The 21,389-nt window shown below is 64.7% G+C and carries 21 protein-coding genes; 13 read left to right on the top strand and 8 right to left on the bottom strand.

The window, feature by feature from the left end; genetic code table 11:
- Positions 1-17 precede the first annotated feature (17 nt).
- The 4 genes from ABD742_RS18015 to ABD742_RS18000 all read left to right on the top strand — a co-directional run bounded on the left by ABD742_RS18015 (position 18) and on the right by ABD742_RS18000 (position 4,476).
- Entirely contained in the window at positions 18-1,529 is a 1,512-nt protein-coding gene (locus tag ABD742_RS18015; RefSeq protein WP_344788684.1) for a CoA-acylating methylmalonate-semialdehyde dehydrogenase, read from the top strand.
- Between the two features lie 109 nt (positions 1,530-1,638).
- Positions 1,639-2,550: a sugar phosphate isomerase/epimerase family protein gene (locus tag ABD742_RS18010; RefSeq protein ID WP_234753181.1), complete on the top strand. Its 912-nt coding sequence runs from the start codon at positions 1,639-1,641 to the stop codon at positions 2,548-2,550.
- A 31-nt stretch (positions 2,551-2,581) separates the two neighbouring features.
- On the top strand, positions 2,582-3,595 hold the full coding sequence (locus ABD742_RS18005) for a Gfo/Idh/MocA family protein (protein ID WP_234753182.1): 1,014 nt from the start codon (positions 2,582-2,584) through the stop codon (positions 3,593-3,595).
- An 8-nt stretch (positions 3,596-3,603) separates the two neighbouring features.
- The gene (locus ABD742_RS18000; protein WP_234753183.1) at positions 3,604-4,476 is read left to right on the top strand and encodes a sugar phosphate isomerase/epimerase family protein; all 873 of its coding nucleotides are present in this window, start codon (positions 3,604-3,606) and stop codon (positions 4,474-4,476) included.
- A gap of 44 nt (positions 4,477-4,520) precedes the next feature.
- Here ABD742_RS18000 and ABD742_RS17995 read toward each other — a convergent pair whose 3' ends face one another.
- From ABD742_RS17995 to ABD742_RS17975, 5 genes are all read right to left on the bottom strand, one after another.
- Entirely contained in the window at positions 4,521-4,931 is a 411-nt protein-coding gene (locus ABD742_RS17995) for a hypothetical protein (protein ID WP_234753184.1), read from the bottom strand.
- Positions 4,931-6,640 (bottom strand): SulP family inorganic anion transporter, encoded by a 1,710-nt coding sequence (locus tag ABD742_RS17990; protein WP_234753185.1) that lies wholly within the window; start codon positions 6,638-6,640, stop codon positions 4,931-4,933. The genes ABD742_RS17995 and ABD742_RS17990 overlap by 1 nt, the downstream gene beginning before the upstream one ends.
- Entirely contained in the window at positions 6,637-7,017 is a 381-nt protein-coding gene (locus ABD742_RS17985) for an ArsR/SmtB family transcription factor (RefSeq protein ID WP_234753186.1), read from the bottom strand. Before ABD742_RS17985 ends, ABD742_RS17990 begins: the two co-directional genes overlap by 4 nt.
- A 156-nt stretch (positions 7,018-7,173) precedes the next feature.
- Positions 7,174-8,193 (bottom strand): sugar phosphate isomerase/epimerase family protein, encoded by a 1,020-nt coding sequence (locus ABD742_RS17980; protein WP_234753187.1) that lies wholly within the window; start codon positions 8,191-8,193, stop codon positions 7,174-7,176.
- Entirely contained in the window at positions 8,190-9,368 is a 1,179-nt protein-coding gene (locus ABD742_RS17975; protein ID WP_234753188.1) for a Gfo/Idh/MocA family protein, read from the bottom strand. The genes ABD742_RS17980 and ABD742_RS17975 overlap by 4 nt, the downstream gene beginning before the upstream one ends.
- 158 nt (positions 9,369-9,526) lie before the next feature.
- On the opposite strand from ABD742_RS17975, the gene ABD742_RS17970 reads away from it, so the two are divergent.
- The 9 genes from ABD742_RS17970 to ABD742_RS17930 all read left to right on the top strand — a co-directional run bounded on the left by ABD742_RS17970 (position 9,527) and on the right by ABD742_RS17930 (position 18,926).
- Positions 9,527-10,537, top strand: coding sequence for a LacI family DNA-binding transcriptional regulator (locus ABD742_RS17970; protein ID WP_234753189.1), 1,011 nt, complete (start codon positions 9,527-9,529; stop codon positions 10,535-10,537).
- Positions 10,538-10,706: 169 nt separating this feature from the next.
- On the top strand, positions 10,707-11,702 hold the full coding sequence (locus tag ABD742_RS17965; RefSeq protein ID WP_234753190.1) for a substrate-binding domain-containing protein: 996 nt from the start codon (positions 10,707-10,709) through the stop codon (positions 11,700-11,702).
- Between the two features lie 64 nt (positions 11,703-11,766).
- Positions 11,767-12,825 carry an ABC transporter permease gene (locus tag ABD742_RS17960; RefSeq protein ID WP_234753191.1) on the top strand — a complete coding sequence of 353 codons (1,059 nt, stop codon included), beginning with the start codon at positions 11,767-11,769 and terminating at the stop codon, positions 12,823-12,825.
- Between the two features lie 13 nt (positions 12,826-12,838).
- Positions 12,839-13,783 (top strand): ATP-binding cassette domain-containing protein, encoded by a 945-nt coding sequence (locus ABD742_RS17955; protein WP_234753192.1) that lies wholly within the window; start codon positions 12,839-12,841, stop codon positions 13,781-13,783.
- 95 nt (positions 13,784-13,878) lie between these two features.
- Positions 13,879-14,874 (top strand): Gfo/Idh/MocA family oxidoreductase, encoded by a 996-nt coding sequence (locus ABD742_RS17950; RefSeq protein ID WP_234753193.1) that lies wholly within the window; start codon positions 13,879-13,881, stop codon positions 14,872-14,874.
- Positions 14,874-15,929 carry a Gfo/Idh/MocA family protein gene (locus ABD742_RS17945; RefSeq protein ID WP_234753194.1) on the top strand — a complete coding sequence of 352 codons (1,056 nt, stop codon included), beginning with the start codon at positions 14,874-14,876 and terminating at the stop codon, positions 15,927-15,929. The genes ABD742_RS17950 and ABD742_RS17945 overlap by 1 nt, the downstream gene beginning before the upstream one ends.
- 35 nt (positions 15,930-15,964) lie before the next feature.
- Positions 15,965-17,068 (top strand): Gfo/Idh/MocA family oxidoreductase, encoded by a 1,104-nt coding sequence (locus ABD742_RS17940; protein ID WP_234753195.1) that lies wholly within the window; start codon positions 15,965-15,967, stop codon positions 17,066-17,068.
- A complete protein-coding gene (locus ABD742_RS17935; protein WP_234753196.1) occupies positions 17,068-17,898 on the top strand; it encodes a TIM barrel protein in 831 nt (276 codons plus the stop codon). Before ABD742_RS17940 ends, ABD742_RS17935 begins: the two co-directional genes overlap by 1 nt.
- Positions 17,895-18,926, top strand: a complete 1,032-nt coding sequence (locus tag ABD742_RS17930; protein ID WP_234753197.1) for a Gfo/Idh/MocA family oxidoreductase — start codon at positions 17,895-17,897, stop codon at positions 18,924-18,926. The genes ABD742_RS17935 and ABD742_RS17930 overlap by 4 nt, the downstream gene beginning before the upstream one ends.
- Positions 18,927-19,023: 97 nt before the next feature.
- Here the strand turns inward: ABD742_RS17930 and iolB are convergent, their stop codons facing one another.
- The 3 genes from iolB to ABD742_RS17915 all read right to left on the bottom strand — a co-directional run bounded on the left by iolB (position 19,024) and on the right by ABD742_RS17915 (position 21,371).
- Positions 19,024-19,917 (bottom strand): 5-deoxy-glucuronate isomerase, encoded by an 894-nt coding sequence (gene iolB / locus ABD742_RS17925; RefSeq protein WP_234753198.1) that lies wholly within the window; start codon positions 19,915-19,917, stop codon positions 19,024-19,026.
- Between the two features lie 17 nt (positions 19,918-19,934).
- Positions 19,935-20,675, bottom strand: coding sequence for a GntR family transcriptional regulator (locus ABD742_RS17920; protein WP_234753199.1), 741 nt, complete (start codon positions 20,673-20,675; stop codon positions 19,935-19,937).
- A gap of 246 nt (positions 20,676-20,921) precedes the next feature.
- On the bottom strand, positions 20,922-21,371 hold the full coding sequence (locus ABD742_RS17915; RefSeq protein ID WP_234753200.1) for a hypothetical protein: 450 nt from the start codon (positions 21,369-21,371) through the stop codon (positions 20,922-20,924).
- Between the last annotated feature and the right edge of the window lie 18 nt (positions 21,372-21,389).

Raw genomic sequence — 21,389 nt, 5'->3', positions numbered from 1 at the left:
GACAAGGAAGTCCGCACATGTCGACGACGACCACCCTGACCACCATCAAGCATTTCATCAACGGTGTTGAAACCGCCGGCTCCGGCGACCGCAGCCAGCCGGTCTACAACCCGGCCACGGGCGCCGTGACCGCGGAGCTGCGGCTCGCGAACCGGGCCGATCTGGACGCCACGGTTGCCGCGGCGAAGGCCGCGGCGGAAAAGTGGGGCGATTTCTCCCTGGCCAGGCGCACCGCCGTGTTGTTCAAGTTCCGCGAACTGGTCGCCGCGCACGTGGACGAACTCGCGGCCCTGGTCACCGCCGAGCACGGCAAGGTCATTTCCGACGCCAAGGGCGCGATCGGCCGCGGCCTGGAGGTCATCGAATTCGCCTGCGGCATCCCGACCCTGCTCAAGGGCGACTACTCGGACCAGGTCTCCACCGGCATCGACGTGTTCTCCTTCCGCGAGCCGCTCGGCGTCGTCGCCGGCATCACCCCGTTCAACTTCCCCGTCATGGTGCCGCTGTGGATGGCGCCGATGGCGATCGCCACCGGCAACGCGTTCATCCTCAAGCCCTCCGAACGCGCCCCTTCCGCCTCGATACTGCTGGCCAGGCTGTGGAAGCAGGCCGGCCTGCCCGACGGCGTGTTCCAGGTCCTGCACGGGGACAAGGAAACCGTCGACGGGCTCCTGACCCACCCGGACGTGGACGGCATCTCCTTCGTCGGCTCCACCCCGATCGCCAGGTACGTCCACGAGACCGCGACCCGGCACGGCAAACGGGTCCAGGCCCTGGGCGGGGCGAAGAACCACGCGATCATCATGCCCGACGCCGACCTGGACAACGCCGCCGACCACCTGGCCGCGGCCGCGTTCGGTTCCGCGGGCGAACGCTGCATGGCCATCTCCGTCGCGGTCGCCGTCGGGGAGGCCGCGGAGCTGCTGGTCAAGAAGGTCGAGGAACGCGCCCTCGCGGTGAAGGTCAAGAACGGCACCGAGCCCGACGCCGAAATGGGACCGGTCATCACCCCGGCCTCCAAGGAACGCATCGTGCGGATCGTCACCGAAGCCGAAGCCGCCGGAGCGGCGATGGTCGTGGACGGCCGCGACCTCGTGGTCCCCGGCCACGAAGACGGCTTCTGGGTCGGGCCCACCGTGATCGACCACGTCAAGACCGGCATGAGCGCCTACACCGAGGAAATCTTCGGACCCGTCCTCGTCGTCGTCCGGGTGGAGGACCTGGACGAAGGCATCAGGCTCATCAACGCCAACCCCTACGGCAACGGCACCGCCATCTTCACCTCCTCCGGAGCGAACGCCCGCAAGTTCCAGCGCTCCGTCACCGTGGGCATGGTAGGGATCAACGTGCCCCTTCCGGTCCCCGTGGCCTACCACTCCTTCGGCGGCTGGAAGGCCTCGCTCTTCGGCGACAAGCACATCTACGGCCCCGAAGGCGTCTCCTTCTACACCCGCGGCAAGGTCGTCACCTCCCGCTGGCCCGAACCCACCCACGCCTCCGGCGCCTCCTACAACTTCCCCTCCAACTAAGTCCCCGCCACCCAACTAGCTCGCAGTAGTTGTCGTTATGAGCCCTCATAACGACAACAAATGCGAGTCAGTTGGGCCGGAGGAGAGCCGTTCGAACAAGGATTGAGAAATGACAGAGAACAAACTCATCATCGGCACGGCCCCGGACTCCTGGGGCGTCTGGTTCGCGGATGACCCCAAGCAAACCCCTTGGGAGCGCTTCCTGGACGAGGTGGCCGAGTCCGGCTACAAGTGGATCGAACTTGGCCCCTACGGTTACTTGCCGAACGATCCCGCCCGCCTCGCCGAGGAACTCAAGCAGCGCGACCTCAAGGTCACGGCAGGAACGGTCTTCACGGCCTTCCACCGCGGGCTGGACCAATGGGAGACCGCCTGGGAACCTGCCCGTAAGGTAGCCGAGCTCACGGCCGCCATGGGCGGCGAGCACATCGTGGTCATCCCGGCCATGTGGCGCGACGACGTCACCGGGGAAGCAGTGGAGAGCGGGGAGCTCACCGAGAAAGCCTGGAGCGACCTGTTCTCCGGCCACAACCGTCTGGGCAAAACCCTGCTGGAAGACTTCGGCCTCAAGCAGCAGTTCCACTCGCACGCCGATTCACATGTCGGGGCGCAGGCGGACATCGAAACGCTCCTGGCGTCCACCGATCCCCAGTACCTGAACCTGTGCCTGGACACCGGACACGCGGAATACTGCGGAGCCTCCAGCCTGGAACTGATCAAGAATTACCCGGACCGCATCGGCTACCTGCACCTGAAGCAGATCAACCCGGACGTCCTGAGACAGGTCAACGAGGAAAACATGACCTGGGCGGCAGCCAACCTGGCCGGTGTCATGACCGAACCGCCGAACGGCCTCCCGGACCTGCGTGCAGTCATCGAAGCCGTTGAAGGACTCAACCGCCCGATCTTTGGCATCGTCGAACAGGACATGTACCCCGTGTCCTTCGACGTCCCCATGCCCATCGCCAAGCGCACCCGCAACTACCTGCTCTCGTGCGGCTCTCGCACTACTGTGCAGTAGCACAGCAGCCCAGATACCTAAGGACAGAACATTGACTGACATTCTCCGCGTGGCCGTCATCGGCGCAGGCCGCATGGGCGCCGACCACATCAAGCGGCTCAGCACCCGCATCCACGGCGCCGAAGTGGCCGCCGTCGTCGACGTCGACCTCGCCCGCGCGCAGGCCGCCATCGCAGGGATCGACGGCGCCGTCGCCCTCGCCAGCGCCGAAGAGGCCCTCAACAACGGCGACGTCAACGCCGTGCTGATCGCCACCCCGGGCTTCCTGCACGAGGAAATCCTCTACAAGTCGCTGGAGAAGGGCTTCCCTATCCTCTGCGAAAAGCCGCTGACTCCGGATGCCGAGAGTGCCTGGAAGGTTGTCCAGGCCGAAACGGCACTCGGCCACAAGCGCATCCAGGTGGGCTTCATGCGCCGATTCGACGCCGAGTACGCCGCTTTGGGTTCCGTGATCCGCGACCGTGAACTCGGCGAGCTGCTCATGCTGCACCACCAGCACCGCAACCCGACCACCCCGCCGGGCTTCACCAACGAGATGCTCATCAACGACTCCGTGGTCCACGAATTCGACGCCATCCGCTTCTTCACCGGCGAGGAAATCACCTCCGTGCAGGTCCGCCTGGGCAAGGCCACGCGCAATGCCCCGAATGGCCAGCACGATCCCCAGCACGTCCTGATCGAGACCGAATCCGGTGTCCTGGCCGACGTCGAAATCTACGTGAACGCCAAGTTCGGCTACGAAGTCGCCACCCAGGCGTCCTTCGAGGACGGCATTGTGAGCATCGGCGGCGACGGCGGTCCTTACGTCCGCAGCGCCGGCCGCTGGGGCGGTAAGGTCACCCCTGGTTTCGAAGAGCGCTTCGGTGCTGCGTACGACGTCGAGGTCCAGGCTTGGGTTGACGCGGCACACCGCGGCGAAATCGGCGGTCCCACCGCCTGGGATGGCTACGCCACCGCTGCTTGCTGCGAAGCCGGCGTCGAAGCCCAGAAGTCGGGCGAAAAGGTCGCGGTACAGCTCAACACCAAGCCTGAACTGTACAAGTAGGAGTGACGATGAAGATTGCCCTCGATCCCACCCCGTTCCACCACAGCCACAATCTGCTGGAATTTCCGCGGCTAGCCGCCGATCTCGGCTACAAATACCTCCAGCTGACCCCGCACGCTGACTTCATCCCGTTCTTCAACCACCCCAAGGCCGACGACGAACTGGTCGGCCAGCTGAAGAAGGCCTGCAAGGACGCCGACGTCGAGATCGCCTCGGTGCTTCCCGTGCTGCGCTGGTCCGGGCCGGATGAAGACGCACGCGAGGCTGCCGTTCGCTATTGGAAGCGTGCCATCCAGATCACGGTCGATCTTGGCGTGCAGACCATGAACACCGAATTCAGCGGCCGGCCGGAGAAAGCTGAGGAGTCCGAAAGGGCCTTCTACCGCTCCATGGAAGAGCTTCTTCCGATCATCGAGCGTGAGGGCCTGGACGTCCTCATCGATCCGCACCCGGACGACTTCGTGGAGGACGGACTCGCCGCCCTGCGCGTCATCCGTGGCGTCAACTCGCCCAACATCGGCATGGTCTACGTTGCCTCCCACACTTTCCACATGGGCAACAAGCCGCTCGACATCATGCGGGCGGCGGGGGACAAGCTGCGCCTGGTCCACGTGTCCGACACCATGGATCACCACGGCTCCCACGGGTTGCGCTACATCACCAACCCACCCGGCAACGCCGTCCGCGTGCACCAGCACCTCAAGATCGGCGACGGCGACGTCAACTGGGATGAGTTTTTCGCCGGACTCAAGGAAATCGGCTTCCTGGACAGGGAGAACACCGTCATGGTGTCCAGCGTCTTCGCCGAGGACGATAACGCCAACGAGGTGTCCCGCTACCAGCTGGAAACCATGGGCAAGTACATCGCCAAGGCCCAGTAGGGGCGCCTGAAAAGGGAGGCGGCGATCTCTCTAGATCGCCGCAGCTACTGGAGCAGGGATGCCAGGCACGTGTTGTATCCGGCCAAGACTTCCTCGAAGCTGAGCAGTCGCGGCCTGTCGTAAACGGCGGTTGTTTTGGGAAATGCGGGGAGTTCTCCCGGGGACGACACCAGCGGTTCGCAGCTGCGCCCGGCGGTTTCCAGGGTGGCGATGCCCCAAGGGTGAACGGCCGGTGTCACGGCAATATCGATGGCGTTTAGCGTGTCGGTGAGGAGGTTGCGAGCGACCGACTTCCAGGCGGCAAGGAGGGATTCGCGGAGCATCTCGATCTTGTCGATGTCTTTGAGATCGTAGGCCCGGAGCAACTCTTTGGAGAGGGTGTCCCACTCTTCGGTGGACCGCACGAGCAGGTGGGCGGCCCGGATTTGGGCGCTGGCTTCGTTCAAGGAAGGCATTAGTCTTCTTTCAAGGTTGGCGTCTGTGGGGTCGCCTGCGGCTGGACCGGTTGCGGGTTCTTGCCGGGGTTGCGGGCGGTGCGTGCGCGGGCGACGTGGCTTCGGGCGTGTTCCACGGCGGGGGCTAGTTCGGTGAAGAGGTGTTTGTGGTGGCGAAGGGAGTCCAGGACCCCCACCTGGGTGACGAGTCGGAGGTGGCGCTCCTGGATTCCTTTGATCAGCACGGTGATTCCGCGGCGTTCCAGGGCCTGGACGATGTCGGTGATGGTTCTGGCCCCGGTTGCGTCCAGGATCTGCAGTTGTGACATGCGGATGATCACGACGTCGACGTTCCGGATGGCGCTGACCCTCTCCAGGACGCGTTCGGCTGCGGCGAAGAACAGGGCGCCGTCGAGCCGGAACACGGCGATGTGCTCGTCGCCTTCGTGGACCGGGCCGGGGATTTCCTCCCGGTGCACCCCGCTGGACCGGACCAGGGCACGCAGGGCGAAGAAGGCGGCGGCCGCGATCCCGATTTCCACGGCCTCGATCAGGTCGAAGGACACGGTGATCAGTGCGGTGACGAAGAACACGACCGTGTCGGCGCGGGTTGATCCGATCACGCTGCGCAGCGTTTTGAGGGAGACCATGCGTGTAGCGGTGACCATCAGCACCCCGGCCAACGCGGCAAGGGGGATGCGGGAAACCGGGCCGGTGGCCAGGTACACCACGGCCAGCAGGACCAGCGCATGGGTGATGGCGGCGAGGCGTGTCCGGCCGCCCGAGCGAATGTTCACCGCGGTGCGGGCGATGGCACCCGTGGCCGGCATGCCGCCGAAGAATCCGGACGCGACGGACGCCAGGCCCTGGCCCAGGAGCTCACGGTCCGCGTCGTAGGGGCCGGTATCGGAGATCGACGCCCCGACCCGTGCCGAGAGCAGCGACTCGATCGCGGCCAGGGCCGCGATCGTGGCCGCGGACCCGGCCAGCGCGGTGATCGTCGCCAGGTCCAGGGAAGGCATCATGGGGGCCGGCAGGGAATCGGGCAGGGCGCCGATCCGGGTCACGGGCAGGTCGAGGAGCTGCGCGGCCACGGTGGCGATGATGATCGCGATGAGCGAGCCCGGGATCCGGGGATGGATCCGCGGTGAGGCAACCATGATCACCGCGACCAGAGCTACCAGGGCAAGCGGAGCAAGAACCGAGGCTGGTGACACGGTGCCGATGGCCTGGATGGCCGAGATGACGGCGTTGCTGCTGGGCCCGGGCTTGGTGCCGAACGCAGCAGGGACCTGCTGCAGGAAAATGATGACCGCGATTCCGACGGTGAAGCCCTCGATCACGGGCCAGGGCAGGAGCGTCACGACCCGCCCGAGTTTGAGCAGCCCGGCGGCGACCACTATTACCCCGGCAAGGACCGAGACAGCGGCCAGTGCACCGAGCCCGTGGGCGGCGATGACCGGGCCCAGAACCACGACCATTGCGCCGGTAGGTCCGGAGACCTGGATATTGGAGCCTCCGAAAACGCCCGCGATCACGCCGGCGATTACGGCGGTGATCAGTCCGCTGGCCGCGCCCGCGCCGGAACTGACACCGAACGCCAGGGCCAGCGGCAACGCGACGATGCCGACGGTGACCCCGGCAACCAGGTCTCCTTTCCAGGTACGCGGCACCAGCGCGTAATCCTGCCGCGCGGGCAGGAAGGCCCGGGCCGCGACCAGGATCTTCATCGGGTGCCGGCCGCTGCGGCTGAGGCGGGTGCAGTCGCCTCTGAGGACTCAAGCTGCGCCCGGGTGGTGTGCAGCATGTCGTTGAGCAGCAGTCTCGCCACGGAGAGGAGTTCCGCGACCTGCGGGTACGCCAAGGTGTAGAACATCTGCAGCGCCCGTCGCTCTCCCTTGACGAGCTGATATCGGCGCAGTACCGACAGATGCTGGGACAGGTGCGAGGCCTCCAGGCCCGTTGCGGCCAGAAGCTCTGTCACCGAGACCTCGGGCGCCGCCGACAGCAGCTCCAGGACCCGGATCCTGACCGGGTGGGCCAGTCCCTTGAACAGATTGGCCTTCACCTCGTACAGCGGTGCCCGGAAATCCGCGAACTCTTCCATGACTGCTCCCTGCCCGCCAGCACAAACCGTTGCTTGACTATTTTATGGATTCATCATCCAGCATACCAAGGGCGGGAACGGAAAGCCCTGCATGACAACAAAGGAGGGCCCCATCCGATTTCGGATGAGGCCCTCCTTTGCTGTCCCGTGAACCTGCTATGCCGTCACGTTCAGCGACGCCGTGAGCGCTTCGTCGGCGTCCCGCAGGACCTTGGCTGCGACCTCGAGCCCTTCGATCCGGCCCAAGGAAGTGTCTTCGTGCTCGATGTTGACCAGCATGTTCGGGTCCACTTCATGCAGGGCACGCAGGAACTCGGTCCAGTAGGCGGTGTCATGCCCGCGGCCGAGCGCAACGAAGTCCCACGCGGAGTTCTTGGGCCACTCGTTTGCCCATTCGTCACCGCCGAGGTTCGTGCGGCTTTCGTCCGGCGAGAGGCGACGGAAGCTGTTGTCGAGGACGCCGTAGAGGGCGGCGTTCTCGGTATTGACGCGGACGTCTTTCGCGGCTGCCTGGAAAACCAGCGGGCCGAGTTCGCGGACCACGGCTACCGGATCCATCTGCTGCCAGAACAGGTGCGAAGCATCCAGTTCAACGCCCACATGGGTAGCTCCCGTGAGCTCGATGAGCTTGTGCACGTCGGCAGTGTTGAACACGATGTTCTGCGGGTGCAGTTCGAGGGCCACCTTGACGCCATGGTCAGCGGCCAGGCGGTCGGTCTCGCGCCAGAACTTCGCCGCGACGTCCCATTGGTAGTCCAGCACATCCAAAGCCGCCGAGTTCCAGGCGTTGACGATCCAGTTCGTCACGGTGGCTCCAGGCTCACCCCCAGGCAGGCCGGACATGGTCACTACCCGGTTCTGGCCGAGACGCTCTGCAAGCCGGATGGAGCGGCGGATGTCCTCGGCATGCTTCTCGCCGATCTCGCGATTCGGGTGCAAGGGGTTGCCGTTGCAGTTCAGTCCCGCGATCGCGACGCCGGTCCCCTCGAAGATGCCCAGGTAGTCGTCCCGCGCGGCATCCGAAACCAGGATGTCGTCCATGGTGGGCACGTGGACGGCAGGCAGGAACCCGCCTGTGTTGATCTCGATGCCCGTCAGACCCAGATCCGCGATGACCTTGAGGGCTTCGGGAAGCGGCCTGTCGTGCAGGATTGCGTTGTAGACGCCGAGTTTCATAGCGTGATGGTCTTTCCGTTGTTGAGTGCGGATTCCGTGACAGCGCCGAGCAGTTCCATGTTTCGCACGCCTTCGTCGAACGTGGCGCAGCGGGGGAGCGACTCGGATTCCGGCAAACCGGCAACCTCTTCGAGGAACGCGCGGGCCTGGTAGCCGAATGCGTCGTTCTGGCCGAAGCCAACCTCGGGGGCGTCCATTGCGAGGCCGCCGGCGATGTAGGGGTGGCCCGGGCCGAGGATGACCTGGCGGTAGCCGTTCTCGTTGCCGGAGCCATCGTTGAGGAACAGCTGGATTTCGGAGGGGCGGCGCTGGTCGAACTTGGCTGCACCGTTCTCGCAGAACACTTCGAAGTTGAGGCTGTTGGCGTGGCCTGCGGCAACGCGGGAAACTTCGAAGCTGCCGGCGCCGTTCTCGAACTCTGCGTTGAAGGCGGCGTAGTCGTCGTTCTCCACGGCCTCAAAGGTGTCGCTGACAGCGGCGTGGTCGTGGCCCATCACGGCGGCGAGCGGCAGGGGGCGCTTGTCGATGACGGTGCTGTGGCGCCCGCCGCTGATGGACTTGATGTCGCCGCACAGGAACTCGGAGACGTAGGCCAGGTGGCTCCCGACGTCGGCCAACGCGCCGGAACCGGGGCCGCCCTTGTAGCGCCAGCTCATGGGAGCCGACGGGCTGAAGCCGTAGTCGGTCCAGTAGCGTCCGCTGAAGTGCAGCACCTTGCCGAGGACGCCGGTGCGGATCAAGTCGCGGATGTAGGCAATGCCGGGCGTGCGGCGGAAGGTAAAGCCGATGCGCGCGATGCTGGAAGCGTTGCGGGCGGCTTCCGCCATGGCGCGGGCGTCCTCGATCGAGTCGCTCAGCGGCTTCTCGCAGAGGACATGCTTTCCTGCGGCCAGGAGTCCCTTGACCACCTCGCGGTGGAGGGAATTCGCGATGACGACACTCACGACGTCGATGTCGTCGGCTTCCGCGATCGCCTGCCATGAGGTGTCATTGCGTTCGTAGCCAAAACGTCGGGCGGCGAGGGACCCGAACTCTGCGTTCACATCGCCGATGGACACGAGGCGCACCGGCGGAAGCACGGGGCTGTAAAGGGCGGACGCTGCGCGGTAGGCCGCCGCGTGGGCCTTGCCGGCCATTCCTGCGCCGATGACGGCGACCCCTAGGCTCTCAGCCATTGATTTCTCCTTCGAAATTAAGCCTGGGTGCCGAACACCCCTTGCGGCATTTTGGAGCGCTACAATTTAGCACTGGACTCAAATCCTAATCATGTGAGTATGTCCTGTCAATGTCCTCCGAATACCCTTGACAACAGAGTGGAAAGGTTCCCCGAATCGTGAGTGCGACAAGTCCTAAATCCCGCCGCCCGACCATCTATGACGTTGCCAAACATGCCGGCGTCTCGCCGTCGTTGGTGTCCTTGGTCCTCCAGTCGCCGGAAAGGGTCAGTGACAAGCGCCGCCAAGCTGTCCAGTCGGCCATGTCTGAGCTCGGCTACCGTCCCAGCAGGGCCGCCACCACGCTGGCGAGCAATCGGACCAAGAGTATTGGCCTGCTCATTGACGACTACAGGAACCTTTGGTTCGTCGATCTCCTCAGGGGAATGGAGTCGGTACTTTCGGAGCTCGGCTACCACGTCACGCTGGCCGACTCCCGGCCCGGCGAGAACCGCATCAAGGAAGCAGCCGACGGACTTCTTGCCATGCATGTTGACGCGCTTGTCATCGCCGCAGAACCGAGCGAGTCCATGCTGGACCGGACATGGGTGCCCACGGTGGTGGCCGGGTGGCGCAAGGGGGTGCCGGCCGGTGCCGACCTCATAACGAACGACGACGACGGCGGAGGCGGCATGGCCGCTAACCACTTGTTGGGGCTCGGTCATACCCGCATCGGCCATCTCTCAGGGTCCGACGGCGCTTCAGCCCATCGGCGCGCCGGTTTCCGGCGGCAGATCCAGGCGGCCGGCGTCGAACTCCTGATTGCCGAGTCCAAGGGCACTTCGGAGGAAGATGGCTACGCCGCCGCTTCTTGGCTGCTGGATCACCACCCGGACACGACGGCGATCTTCGCGGCCAACGACACCATGGCCGTGGGCGCCTTTGCCGTCCTCAAGGCCAGGGGCCTGCGTGTTCCCGGCGATATTTCGGTGATCGGCTACGACAATTCCCCGCTGGCCAAGTCGAGGTACTTGGACATCACTTCCGTCGACAACCGTAGCGACCTCGTTGGCATCGACGCAGCGAACACGCTGCTCGCGAGGATTGAAGACCCTAGTATCAAGCCTGAGCGCACCCTGATTGATCCCGTCCTGGTTGTGCGAAGCACCACGGCCCGACCGGCTCCCTAGCCCCGATCTCACCGTGTTCGCGGGGGGCCAGGTGACCATCTCACGTAAAAACATCCTAATGTCAGGACAAAGTATTGACATCTGTGAGGCTAGTCACCATGATCTGTGTAGAGGGCTTTGAGCTCCTGCAGAGTGGCAGGGCCGTAACCCCTATCAAAGGAGATAAATCGTGAAGAAGTTTTCCTGGCGGAAGGCGGCACTTGTAGCGGCCGTCGTTCCGATGATGGCTCTCAGTGCTTGTTCCAGCCAAGGCGGGAAGCCAGCTGACAGTGCCAATGCCGCCGGAGGCGGACAAGCCGTAAGCACTCCGCGCATGAAGGTGGCGCTCATCACCCACGCAGCGGCCGGCGACACATTCTGGGACATCGTCCGCAAGGGTGCTGAGGAAGCATCCGCGAAGGACAACGTCGACCTCCTTTACACAAGCGACCCCGAGGCTGGGCGCCAGGCCCAGCTCGTCCAGCAGGCCATCGACCAGAAGGTTGACGGCATCGCCGTCACCCTTGCCACTCCGGATGCCCTCAAGGACGTCCTCAAGAAGGCCACCGACGCCGGCATCCCCGTGGTGAGCCTCAACGCGGGCGAGAGCGTCTCGGCGCAACTCGGGGCGTTTACCCACTTCGGCTCGAACGAGAAGCTCGCCGGCGAGGCCGTGGGAACCAAGCTTGCATCGCAAGGCTTCAAGCACCCGGTCTGCGTGATCCAGCAGCAAGGCCACGTCGGCCTCGAGGCACGGTGTGCCGGTGTCAAGGCGAAAGTGCCCGGAACGGAAATCCTTTACGTCGACGGCAAGGACATGACCTCGGTCCAATCCACCGCGACTGCGAAGCTCCAAGCAGCCAAGGACGCTGATGTCATCATCGGCCTGGGCGCACCGATCACCCTCACCCTCCTCAAGTCGGTCACGGACGCCAGCAGTTCCGCAAAGGTTGCCAGCTTCGACCTGAACGCGGACCTTGCCCAGAAGATCGTTGATGGCTCCGTGATCTTCACCGTGGACCAGCAGCCGTGGCTCCAGGGCTACATGTCCGTTGACTCCCTGTGGCAGGCCAAGCGCGGCGGCTTCAAGCTCGGTGGCGGCCAGCCCGTCCTGACCGGTCCCACCATTGTGGACAAGTCCAACGCTTCCGACGTCCTCAAATTCGCCCAGCAGGGCGTCCGCTAGATCCAGGATTCTGGCTGCGCGGCGGGCGACCGCCGCGCAGCCTGACCAACAAGGAGTTCTTCCTATGGCAAACACAGCAACCCTGCCGCCGGGGCCGGCTTCGGCCCCCGGCGATGAGCGGATCGGACGTCGGAGCCCGGTCCAGAAGTTTTTGGGGAGGCCCGAAGTCGGCGCCCTGGTGGGGGCCGTCGTCCTCTTCATTTTCTTCGCTTCGGTGTCGCAGACGTTCACGCAACCGAACGCGCTCGCCACCGTCCTGTATGGTTCCTCGACGATCGGGATCATGGCGGTGGGGGTGTCGCTGCTCATGATCGGCGGCGAGTTCGACCTCTCCACCGGCGTGGCCGTGATTTCCTCGGCGCTCACCGCTTCCCTGTTCAGCTGGTATTTCTCAATGAACGCCTGGGTCGGTGTCGTGCTGGCGCTCGTCGTTTCGCTCGGCATCGGTTTCATCAACGGCTGGATCCTGGTCAAGACGAAACTGCCGTCCTTCATCGTGACCCTGGCGACGTTCCTGATGCTCACGGGCCTGAACCTGGCCCTGACCCGCCTGATCGGGGGGTCCGTGTCTTCCCCGTCGATTTCCAAGCTGGACGGGTTCGACTCCGCCCACGCGGTGTTCGCTTCCTCGATCAGCATCGGCGGGGTCGAGGTGAAGATCACGGTGTTCTTCTGGATCATCCTGGTCGCGATCGCCTCCTGGGTGCTGCTGCGCACGAAGGTGGGCAACTGGATCTTCGCCGTGGGCGGGGACGCGAACGCGGCCCGCGCCGTGGGTGTTCCGGTGACCAAGACCAAGATCGGTTTGTTCATGGCGGTCGGTTTCTGCGGCTGGATCCTGGGCATGCACAACCTCTTCGCCTTCGACGCCGTGCAGTCCGGTGAAGGCGTGGGCAACGAGTTCCTCTACATCATCGCCGCGGTGATCGGCGGCTGCCTGCTGACAGGTGGTTATGGTTCGGCGGTGGGCGGGGCGATCGGTGCGTTCATCTTCGGCATGGCGAACAAGGGCATCGTGTACGCGCAGTGGAACCCGGACTGGTTCAAGTTCTTCCTGGGCCTGATGCTGCTGCTGGCCACCATCGTGAACCTCATCGTCAAACGCCGCGCAGAGCTCAAGTAAAGGGGCGGACCAAATGAATGCCAAACAGATCGACCAGCAGACCCTGCTCAAGGACGAGAAAGACCCGCTGACCCACACCCCCGTGCACCTGCTCTCCCTGGACGGGGTGGGCAAGCACTACGGGAACATCATCGCCCTGCGCGATGTGACGATGGCCGTGGACAACGGACGCGTCACCTGCGTGCTGGGGGACAACGGCGCGGGCAAGTCCACGCTGATCAAGATCATCGCCGGGCTCCGCCAGCACGACGCCGGGACGCTGCACGTCATGGGCGATGAGCGGAAGTTCAATTCCCCCCGCGACGCGCTCGACGCCGGCATCGCCACGGTCTACCAGGACCTGGCCGTGGTTCCGTTGATGCCGATCTGGCGGAACTTCTTCCTCGGCTCGGAACTGACCACCGGGTTCGGGCCGTTCAAGTCCATGGACGTCCAGAAAATGAAGGACATCACCCTGAAGGAACTGGCCGCGATGGGCATCGACCTGCGCGATGTGGAACAGCCCATCGGCCAGCTCTCCGGCGGTGAACGCCAGTGCGTCGCGATCGCCAGGGCCGTGTACTTCGGCGCGAAGGTGCTGATCCTGGACGAACCGACCGCCGCGCTGGGCGTCAAGCAGTCCGGCGTCGTGCTCCGCTACATCCTGCAGGCCCGCGACCGCGGGCTGGGCGTCATCTTCATCACCCACAACCCGCACCACGCCTTCCCGGTCGGTGACCGGTTCCTGCTGCTCAAGCGCGGCAAGTCCATCGGCTACTACGACAAGAAGGACATCACCCTGGACGAGCTCACGGCCCAGATGGCCGGCGGCGCGGAACTGGCCGAACTCGCCCACGAACTCGAACAACTCGGCGGACACACCGAAGCCCTCAAGGAAGTCCAAGCCGAAGTCGCCGGGGTAACCGAAGCTACCGACGTTGCCGACGCTTCAAAGGAAAACAGCCCACGGCACGCGTAGCGCGGACGGAGACGGGGGTCCGCCGGAAAACCGGATGGGCCCCCGCTCGCCGGCCACCGCGGGAATGTGCACGAAGTAGTAGACGGGAAGACAGCATGCCGATCCGGGTTGGCGTTATCGGCGCCGGTGTCATGGGCGCAGACCACATCAGGAACCTCTCCACCACCATCAGCGGGGCCGAAGTCACCTTCGTGGCAGACCTCGACGCCGGACGTGCGTCAGCCGCGGCGCCGCCATCCGCACGCATCACCACCGATCCTTCCGAGCTGATCAACTCCAGTGAGGTTGACGCCGTCGTCGTCGCTTCACATGACTCCACCCATGCCGGACTAGTGCTGGAATGCTTCGAAGCAATGACCCCGGTGCTGTGCGAAAAGCCGCTGGCTCCCACGCTCCTTGAAAGCCGCGAAGTGGTAGAGGCCGAAGCTGACCTCCTCGCCGCAACGGGTGCCCGGCTGCTGTCGATGGGCTTCATGAGGCGCTTCGACCCCGGCTATGTCGCCCTGCGCGAAGCCACCCGGGCACGCACCCAAGGCGAGCCTTTGCAAGTCCACTGCACTAGCCGGACCGTATCCGCGGGACCGGGCGCGAGCTCGGAATCCGCCATCACCAATTCCGCCATCCACGAGCTCGACATCATCCCTTGGCTGCTGGACTCGCCTATCACTGAGGTGTCCTGGCAAGCAGGGCGGAGTTCCCGGCACAGTACCGGTGACCTACGGGATCCAGCCTTCATGCTCCTGCGCGCGGCCGACGGCACCCTCGCCACCCTCGAACTCTTCCTCAACGCGCAGTACGGTTACACCACCCAGTGTGAGGTCGTTTCAGAGTTCGGCATCACGGCACTCCCGGAACCGGCTGCCCTGGCGACACGGCAGGAGCGGAGACGCAGTTCCGAAATCCCTGCCGACTGGCGTCCACGCTTCGCCGACGCTTACCGCTTGCAACTTCAGGCCTGGATTTCAGCCCTCGAAAAGGGAGAGCCTGCGCCGCTCGCCACGGGTGAGGACGGCCTGCGCGCCTCGCAGCTTGCACAAGCGATGATCCGCTCGCTCCACAGCGACGGAACCTACACGAAGGTGGTCTACTGATGGCTTCATCCGGCCTGCGGACATCGGGTCTGCCGGTGTCCCGGGTGCCGGATTCCCGCGACGCTCCCGGGTTGCGCTGGGGGATCATGGGCCCGGGTTGGATTGCCGAACGCTTCACGGAATCGGTGCAGGCCCATTCAACGCAGGTGATAGCCGCCGTCGGCTCCCGCTCTTTGGACCGGTCCAAGGCTTTCGCGGACGCTTTCGGCGTGCCTGCCGCGTACGGGAGCTACGAAGAGCTGGCCGCAGCTTCGGACATCGACATCGTGTACGTGTGCACTCCACACAACTTCCACCACGCGGCCGCCGTGCTCGCCATCGACGCCGGCAAACACGTCCTCATCGAGAAACCGATCGGCCTGAACGCTGCGCAGGCCCGGGATATCGCCGCGCGGGCCAAGGCAGCGGGCGTTTTCGCCGCCGAGGCCATGTGGAGCTTCTTCCTTCCGAAGTTCGACATGATCCGGCAAGTGCTCGACGCCGGGACGCTGGGTACCGTAACAACGGTCCTGGCGGAATACGGCGAGCACTTCGAACGCAGCCACCGCATCTTCGACCCCGCGCTGGCTGGCGGGCCTTTGCTGGATCTGGGCACCTACCCGCTGGCCCTCATCACCGAAGTCCTGGGGGCACCGGAACGCTTGGGCGCTTTCGGCCAGCACCACGAATCAGGTGTCAACGCCCAGCTCTCCGCCATCATGCAATTCCCGGGCGGAAGCCAGGCCGTCATGAATACGCACCTGCATAACTTCACCCCCACCGCGGCAACGATCGTTGGCTCCGAGGCCACGTTGACCATCGATGGCCCCTTCAACATGCCCGGCGGTTTCGAGATCCGGTTCCCGGACGGTACGCGACTTCGCCACAACGAGGCTGCGGGCGGGCATTTGGAAGGCCTGCACTACGAAGCCGCAGCGGTGGCCCGCGCCATCGCCGCCGGTGAGACGGAAGCCCAACATCGGCCCTTGGCCTCCTCCATCCGGACGATGGAAGTTGCCGATGAGATCCGCCGCCAAGTGGGCATTGAATTCCCGGGCGAAGGCAACGCCGCCTGAGCAATTGTTGTACTGACTATCGAAAGGACGGGCCCATGGCCTACATCGAACAGCACTCTTCCAGTCTTCCCACGCCCGTGCGGCTTGGCCTCATAGGCTCCGGCTGGATGGGAGCGTTCCACGGCGAAAGCATAGCCCGCAGGGTTCCCGGTGCGGTCCTGGCCGCCGTCGCCGATCCCAACGTGGACTCCGCAGCGTCCGTGGCTGCCCAGCTTGGTACCGCCAAGGTCACCGCAGACGCCGCGGACATCATGGCCGATCCGGACATCGACGCCGTGATCATTGCCAGCCCGGCGCGCTTCCACGCTTCCCTGATCGCCCAGGCCGCAGCCGCCGGCAAGCACGTGTTTTGCGAGAAGCCTGCGGCGCAGAGCCTCGAAGAGCTCGACGCCGCCGTCCTCACCGTCGAAACGGCAGGGGTACATTTCCAGATCGGCTTCAACCGCCGCTACGCCACCGACTTCCAGGCCGCGAAGAAGGACCTGGCCGAAGGAATTGTGGGGGAGCCGCAGCTCTTGCGCTCGTTGACGAGGGATCCGGGCACCGGGAGCATCGGACACGCAGCCAGGATTCCGGCCTGGACGATCTTCCTGGAAACCCTCATCCACGACTTCGACACCCTGAACTGGTTCAACGAAGGTGCCGAGCCGGTTGAGGTGTACGCCGTCGCGGACGCCTTGGTGGAACCGAGCCTGCGTGACCAGGGATTCCTGGACACCGCCGTCGTTACCATCCGCTACAGCAATGGAGCCTTGGCGGTGGCGGAAGCCAACTTCAGTGCCCTATACGGCTACGACGTCAGGGGCGAAGTCTTCGGCTCCAAGGGCATGGTGCAGGCCGGTCGGCCCACTGAAACGGCCGCCCTGAGGTACACCGCAGAGGGCCTCTCCGCGGAAACTCCGAGGCTCAACGTGGAACTGTTCCGCGATGCCTACACCGATGAACTCGTCGACTTCGCGGCGGCAGTCCGCGCACGCCGCGATGGCACGCAACCGCCGTCGGGCGCTTTCACCCTCACCCCGGGGGCGGCTGACGCGCGCCGCGCCCTCGCGATGGCTTTGGCCTGCATCGAGTCGGTCCAGCAAGGCGGACCGGTGGAGGTACCTACCGTCTCCGGCAACAGCAAGGCCGGTGTCTGATGCGGCTGGCCGTTTGCGCCGAAATGGTCTTTACGGAGCTGCCGTTCGTCGAACGGGCACGTCGGATCCATGAGGCCGGATTCGACGTCGAACTCTGGGACTCGAGGAGCAAAGACATTGCGGCACTCAAGGCGAGCGGCGCGGTCTTTTCCTCGATGACCGGGTACACCTCCGGGAGCCTGGTTGACGCCGACACCGCCGATGACGTCGTGAGGACGGCGGAAACGCTGATTCCGACCGCTTTGGAACTCGGCGTCAGCCGCATGGTGGTGCACTCGGCGGAACTGATCGACGGCAAAGCCGCCCGTCCTGTCTACCGGTCCAACGGGAGCATGTGGATCACGGGTGCCCGGACCTTGGAGCGCCTTGGCGCGCTCGGTGAAAAGCACGGACTGACGTTCTGCCTGGAAAACCTCAACACCGTGCTGGATCACCCCGGAATTCCACTGGCCCGCGCCAAGGACACTTTGGCGCTCGTGGAGGCGGCCGGACACCCCAACGTGAAAATGATGCTGGACCTCTACCACGCACAATTGGGGGAAGGGAACCTCAGCGAGCTGGTCCGCACCGCCTTGCCGCACATCGGCGAGATCCAAGTGGCGGACGTCCCCGGCCGCTGCGAGCCCGGCACCGGCGAAATCAACTACTCGGCCGTGGCCCGGGCGCTCGTGGCTGCCGGCTATGAAGGGACCGTCGGCATGGAGGCATGGGCCAGCGGAGACAGCATGGAGGCGCTTGAGGCGTTCCGCCGGGCGTTCACGATTGACGCCGACCCATCCGGGGGCGCGTCCCGGAACAGCTCAGCTTTTTCAACGGAGGTAGCACTATGAAGGACGTCATTCTCGGGCTGGTTGGAGTAGGGCGGATCGGCGTGATGCACGCCAACAACATCGGCGCCATCAACGGGCAACTGAATGCGCAGGGCATCAACGTGGAGTTGCGGCTCACGGACGTCGCCGAAGACCACGCGCGCAAGGTGGCAGCCGGTCTCGGGGCTCAATTCCTGCCGTCGGTAGAGGCTTTGATCGCCTCCGGAGTGGACGGACTGGTCATCGCGACCGGAACGGGCACGCACCCGGAACTGATCCGAGCGGGAGTGGACGCCGGTATCCCAGTGTTCTGCGAGAAGCCCGTGGCCATGAATGTGGCTGACTCTCTGCCTGTCCTGGAACATATCCGTGCCAACGACGGAGTGGTGCAGATCGGCCACCAGCGTCGCTTCGACGCCGGCTACCTCGAGGCCAAGCGCGCCTACCAAGCGGGGGAGCTCGGCTGGATCCACTCGCTGCGCGCTGTAACCTGCGATATGGCTCCGCCGCCCGTGGAGTTCCTGGCAACGTCCGGCGGGCTGTTCCGGGATTGCTCGGTCCACGACTTCGACATCCTGCGCTGGCTGACCGGCCGCGAAATCGTGGAGGTCTATGCAAAGGGCTCCAATAACGGTGATCCTGCCATCGGTGAAGTGGGCGATGTGGACACGGCCTTGGCTTTGATCACGTTCGACGACGGGACGGTCGGCACAGTGTCGGCCACCCGTTACAACGGTGCAGGGCACGACGTCCGCCTCGAAATCCAGGGCTCCAAGCGCTCCATCATGGTCGGCCTGGACGACAAGACGGCCATGGAATCAGCCGAGTCCGGGATCGCCTTCCCGTCCGGAGAACCCCACAAGACCTTCGCCGAACGCTTCGACCAGGCCTACCGTTCGGAAATGGCGGCCTTCGTTGAGCTGGTGCTGGGCCAGCGGGAAAACCCGTGCACCCCGGAGGACGCCGTCGCGGCTTCCCGCGTGGCGGATGCCGCGCAGGAGTCCCTGGCAAGCGGGGTCCCGGTCAGGGTGGCACTCGCTACGGCGTAGGCCGGTTAGGCGATTACAGGCCCCAACTGGCTCGCAGTTGTTGTCGTTTTGACGGCCCAGAACGACAACAACTGCTAGTTAGTTGGGTGTGGGAACCCTAGGCGCCGAACGGCAAGCGGGGGTCGATGTCTTGTCCATCCCAGCTCTGCCGCACCCACCCGTGATGGGGGTCGTCGCTGATGAGCCACTCGCGCACAGGTCCCGGGCCTGCCATGACGTTCAGGTAGTACAAGTCGTAGCCGGGAGCGGCCATGGCGGGGCCGTGCCAGCCATACGGAACAAGAACGACGTCGCCCGTCCTAACCTCCGCGGACACATCGATCGGGCGGTCATCGGAGGCGTAGACGCGCTGGTAGCCGATAGCATCGGCGTCTTCAGGGGCGCGGGAGCCTTCGGTCACCCGGGTCTCGAAGTAGTAGATCTCCTCGAGCTGCGTTTCGCCGTCCTTTTCCTCGTCATGCTTGTGCGGGGGATAGGAGGACCAGTTTCCCGCGGGGGTGAGCACTTCGCAGACGATGAAACGGTCGGCCTCGAGGGCGGCAGGAGTGCCGAAGTTATGGACCTGGCGCGAGCAATTTCCTGCTCCGCGCAGCTCAACCGGGGTTTCCGCGGCGGTCACGAGCCTGGTGGGGTACGACGCGTTGGCCGGGGCGGTCGCGACGGCGACGCGGCCGCCGTCGGGCGAACTGATGGTGACGGCAATGTTCGCGCCGGAATACAGGACATCACTGGGGCCATGGAAAACCGATGCCCGCCCCGCAAGGGGATATTCGACGTCGTCGACCGTCACCGTAAAGGCGCCGTTGAGCGGCACAATGATCCGCTCTTCAGCTGCGGCGGGGAGCTCGACGACGGCGCCCGCGGCGAGCGTGGCGACCTTGAGCCCGGTGTGGGCCCAACCGTCCACAGTCAAGGCGGAATCGGAAGTTCCGAGCGAGATGTCCCAATCGCCGTCGTTGGCGGTTCCCAGTGGATAGACCCAGTTGGCCATGAAGTTATATCCTTGCGTTAGCGCTGTACGAGTGTCATTTCAAAGCTGTAGGAATCGGCCCGGTACACGTGGTGGCCGGTCTCGACCATGCGTCCGGTGTCGTCGACGGCGGTGCGCTCCATGGTGACCAAAGCCGAGCCGACTTCTGCCTCCAAGAGCGGTGCCTGGTAGTCGTTGGCGATCATGGCGCCGATCCGCTGCGAGGCGAGGCGGAAGTTGACTCCGCCGCGGCGGAGGATGGCGTAGAGGCCCTCCGCCTGGAGCATGGACTCGTCCATGGTCGTGATGTCATCGCGGACCCAGTTCTCCATGAGCGCCAGCGGCTTACCGCCCACTTTGCGCAGGCGGGTGAAGTGATAGACCTTTGAACCGGCCGGAAGCTGGAGGGCGGTCAGCGTGGCTGCGTCGGCTTCCATGTGCGAGAAGCTGAGGACCTGCGTTGTGGGCTTTTTGCCATTATTAGTCAGGTCGTCATAGAGGCTGGAGAGCTCCAGGGGCCGGCGGACCTGGCTCGACACTACCTGGGTGCCGACGCCGCGTTTCCGGACCAGCAGGCCCGAGCGGACGAGTTCGTCCATGGCTTTGCGCATGGTGGGCCGGGACAGGTTGAGCTGGGCGGCGAGGTCGATTTCGTTGTCCAAACGGCTGCCGGGTTCCAGCACTCCGCTGTGGATGGCGGCCTCGATGCCCTGGACCACCTGATGGTACAAAGGCACAGGGGAAGAACGGTCGATAGTGAGGCCAAGTTGATTCGCCATTGCATGCTCCCTCGCATTCCGGGACTGTCCCGGAAGTTGCAAGCATGTCCGCTCATGTTCGCTTGATAGGACATACTGCTTTACTGATGATAGCAGGAGCATTGTGCGGGTCAAGGGTGACGAATGCGCGTCTATTGTGCCGTTTCAGGCCCCTTGTTTGGACCCTTGTTGGGACATGTCCAGACATCAGAACTATGCGTGGATGGCCCCGGCCGCGGCGACCCTGGCTTTCGGCGTCGGCCGCCTTCAGCGGCGGCGGCGGGCGCTCCCGCGTTGCCTGAGGTAACCGACGCCCGCCAGGACCGCGCCCAGTCCCTCGGCGACGGCGCTGAGGGACTTCTCGAAAAACCATACGGGCTCGTACATGGCGGGGATTGGGCCCAGGGCAGGTATGTCGACGTAACGATAGAGGAGGACCGCAATGAAGGCGCTTCCAGCGATGACCACCGCAGCCGCGTAGGCCGGCCGACTGCCGCGGACCAGGACATACAGGCCGACGAGAACTGCAGCGACGGCCTCAATCCGGAACAGGTTGCCTTCCCCGATTCCGCCAGGGGCACCCAATTGGTAGCCGGAGGCAAGATCGAAGTGCACCACTGCGTCGACGACCAGGGCTGCCGCCACAAGCAGTCGCAAAAGGATGTCCTTGGGCCTGCGGCTCATCGGCTTGCGCCGGGCCGCTTCACGAGTGCTCATTTCACTGTGCTCATTTCC

Source organism: Arthrobacter ramosus, assembly GCF_039535095.1.
GTDB lineage: Bacteria > Actinomycetota > Actinomycetes > Actinomycetales > Micrococcaceae > Arthrobacter > Arthrobacter ramosus.
The sequence above is the reverse complement of the archived record's forward strand: the minus strand, read 5'-3'. Positions and strand labels throughout refer to the sequence as shown.

What these genes read in the sequence shown, in the direction of transcription:
- ABD742_RS18015 (WP_344788684.1), top strand. Translation starts at nt 18, where the DNA reads ATGTCGACGACGACCACCCTGACCACCATCAAGCATTTCATCAACGGT.
- ABD742_RS18010 (WP_234753181.1), top strand. Translation starts at nt 1,639, where the DNA reads ATGACAGAGAACAAACTCATCATCGGCACGGCCCCGGACTCCTGGGGC.
- ABD742_RS18000 (WP_234753183.1), top strand. Translation starts at nt 3,604, where the DNA reads ATGAAGATTGCCCTCGATCCCACCCCGTTCCACCACAGCCACAATCTG.
- ABD742_RS17995 (WP_234753184.1), bottom strand. Translation starts at nt 4,931, where the DNA reads ATGCCTTCCTTGAACGAAGCCAGCGCCCAAATCCGGGCCGCCCACCTG.
- ABD742_RS17990 (WP_234753185.1), bottom strand. Translation starts at nt 6,640, where the DNA reads ATGAAGATCCTGGTCGCGGCCCGGGCCTTCCTGCCCGCGCGGCAGGAT.
- ABD742_RS17985 (WP_234753186.1), bottom strand. Translation starts at nt 7,017, where the DNA reads ATGGAAGAGTTCGCGGATTTCCGGGCACCGCTGTACGAGGTGAAGGCC.
- ABD742_RS17980 (WP_234753187.1), bottom strand. Translation starts at nt 8,193, where the DNA reads ATGAAACTCGGCGTCTACAACGCAATCCTGCACGACAGGCCGCTTCCC.
- ABD742_RS17975 (WP_234753188.1), bottom strand. Translation starts at nt 9,368, where the DNA reads ATGGCTGAGAGCCTAGGGGTCGCCGTCATCGGCGCAGGAATGGCCGGC.
- ABD742_RS17960 (WP_234753191.1), top strand. Translation starts at nt 11,767, where the DNA reads ATGGCAAACACAGCAACCCTGCCGCCGGGGCCGGCTTCGGCCCCCGGC.
- ABD742_RS17955 (WP_234753192.1), top strand. Translation starts at nt 12,839, where the DNA reads ATGAATGCCAAACAGATCGACCAGCAGACCCTGCTCAAGGACGAGAAA.
- ABD742_RS17950 (WP_234753193.1), top strand. Translation starts at nt 13,879, where the DNA reads ATGCCGATCCGGGTTGGCGTTATCGGCGCCGGTGTCATGGGCGCAGAC.
- ABD742_RS17945 (WP_234753194.1), top strand. Translation starts at nt 14,874, where the DNA reads ATGGCTTCATCCGGCCTGCGGACATCGGGTCTGCCGGTGTCCCGGGTG.
- ABD742_RS17940 (WP_234753195.1), top strand. Translation starts at nt 15,965, where the DNA reads ATGGCCTACATCGAACAGCACTCTTCCAGTCTTCCCACGCCCGTGCGG.
- ABD742_RS17935 (WP_234753196.1), top strand. Translation starts at nt 17,068, where the DNA reads ATGCGGCTGGCCGTTTGCGCCGAAATGGTCTTTACGGAGCTGCCGTTC.
- ABD742_RS17930 (WP_234753197.1), top strand. Translation starts at nt 17,895, where the DNA reads ATGAAGGACGTCATTCTCGGGCTGGTTGGAGTAGGGCGGATCGGCGTG.
- iolB (WP_234753198.1), bottom strand. Translation starts at nt 19,917, where the DNA reads ATGGCCAACTGGGTCTATCCACTGGGAACCGCCAACGACGGCGATTGG.
- ABD742_RS17920 (WP_234753199.1), bottom strand. Translation starts at nt 20,675, where the DNA reads ATGGCGAATCAACTTGGCCTCACTATCGACCGTTCTTCCCCTGTGCCT.
- ABD742_RS17915 (WP_234753200.1), bottom strand. Translation starts at nt 21,371, where the DNA reads ATGAGCACTCGTGAAGCGGCCCGGCGCAAGCCGATGAGCCGCAGGCCC.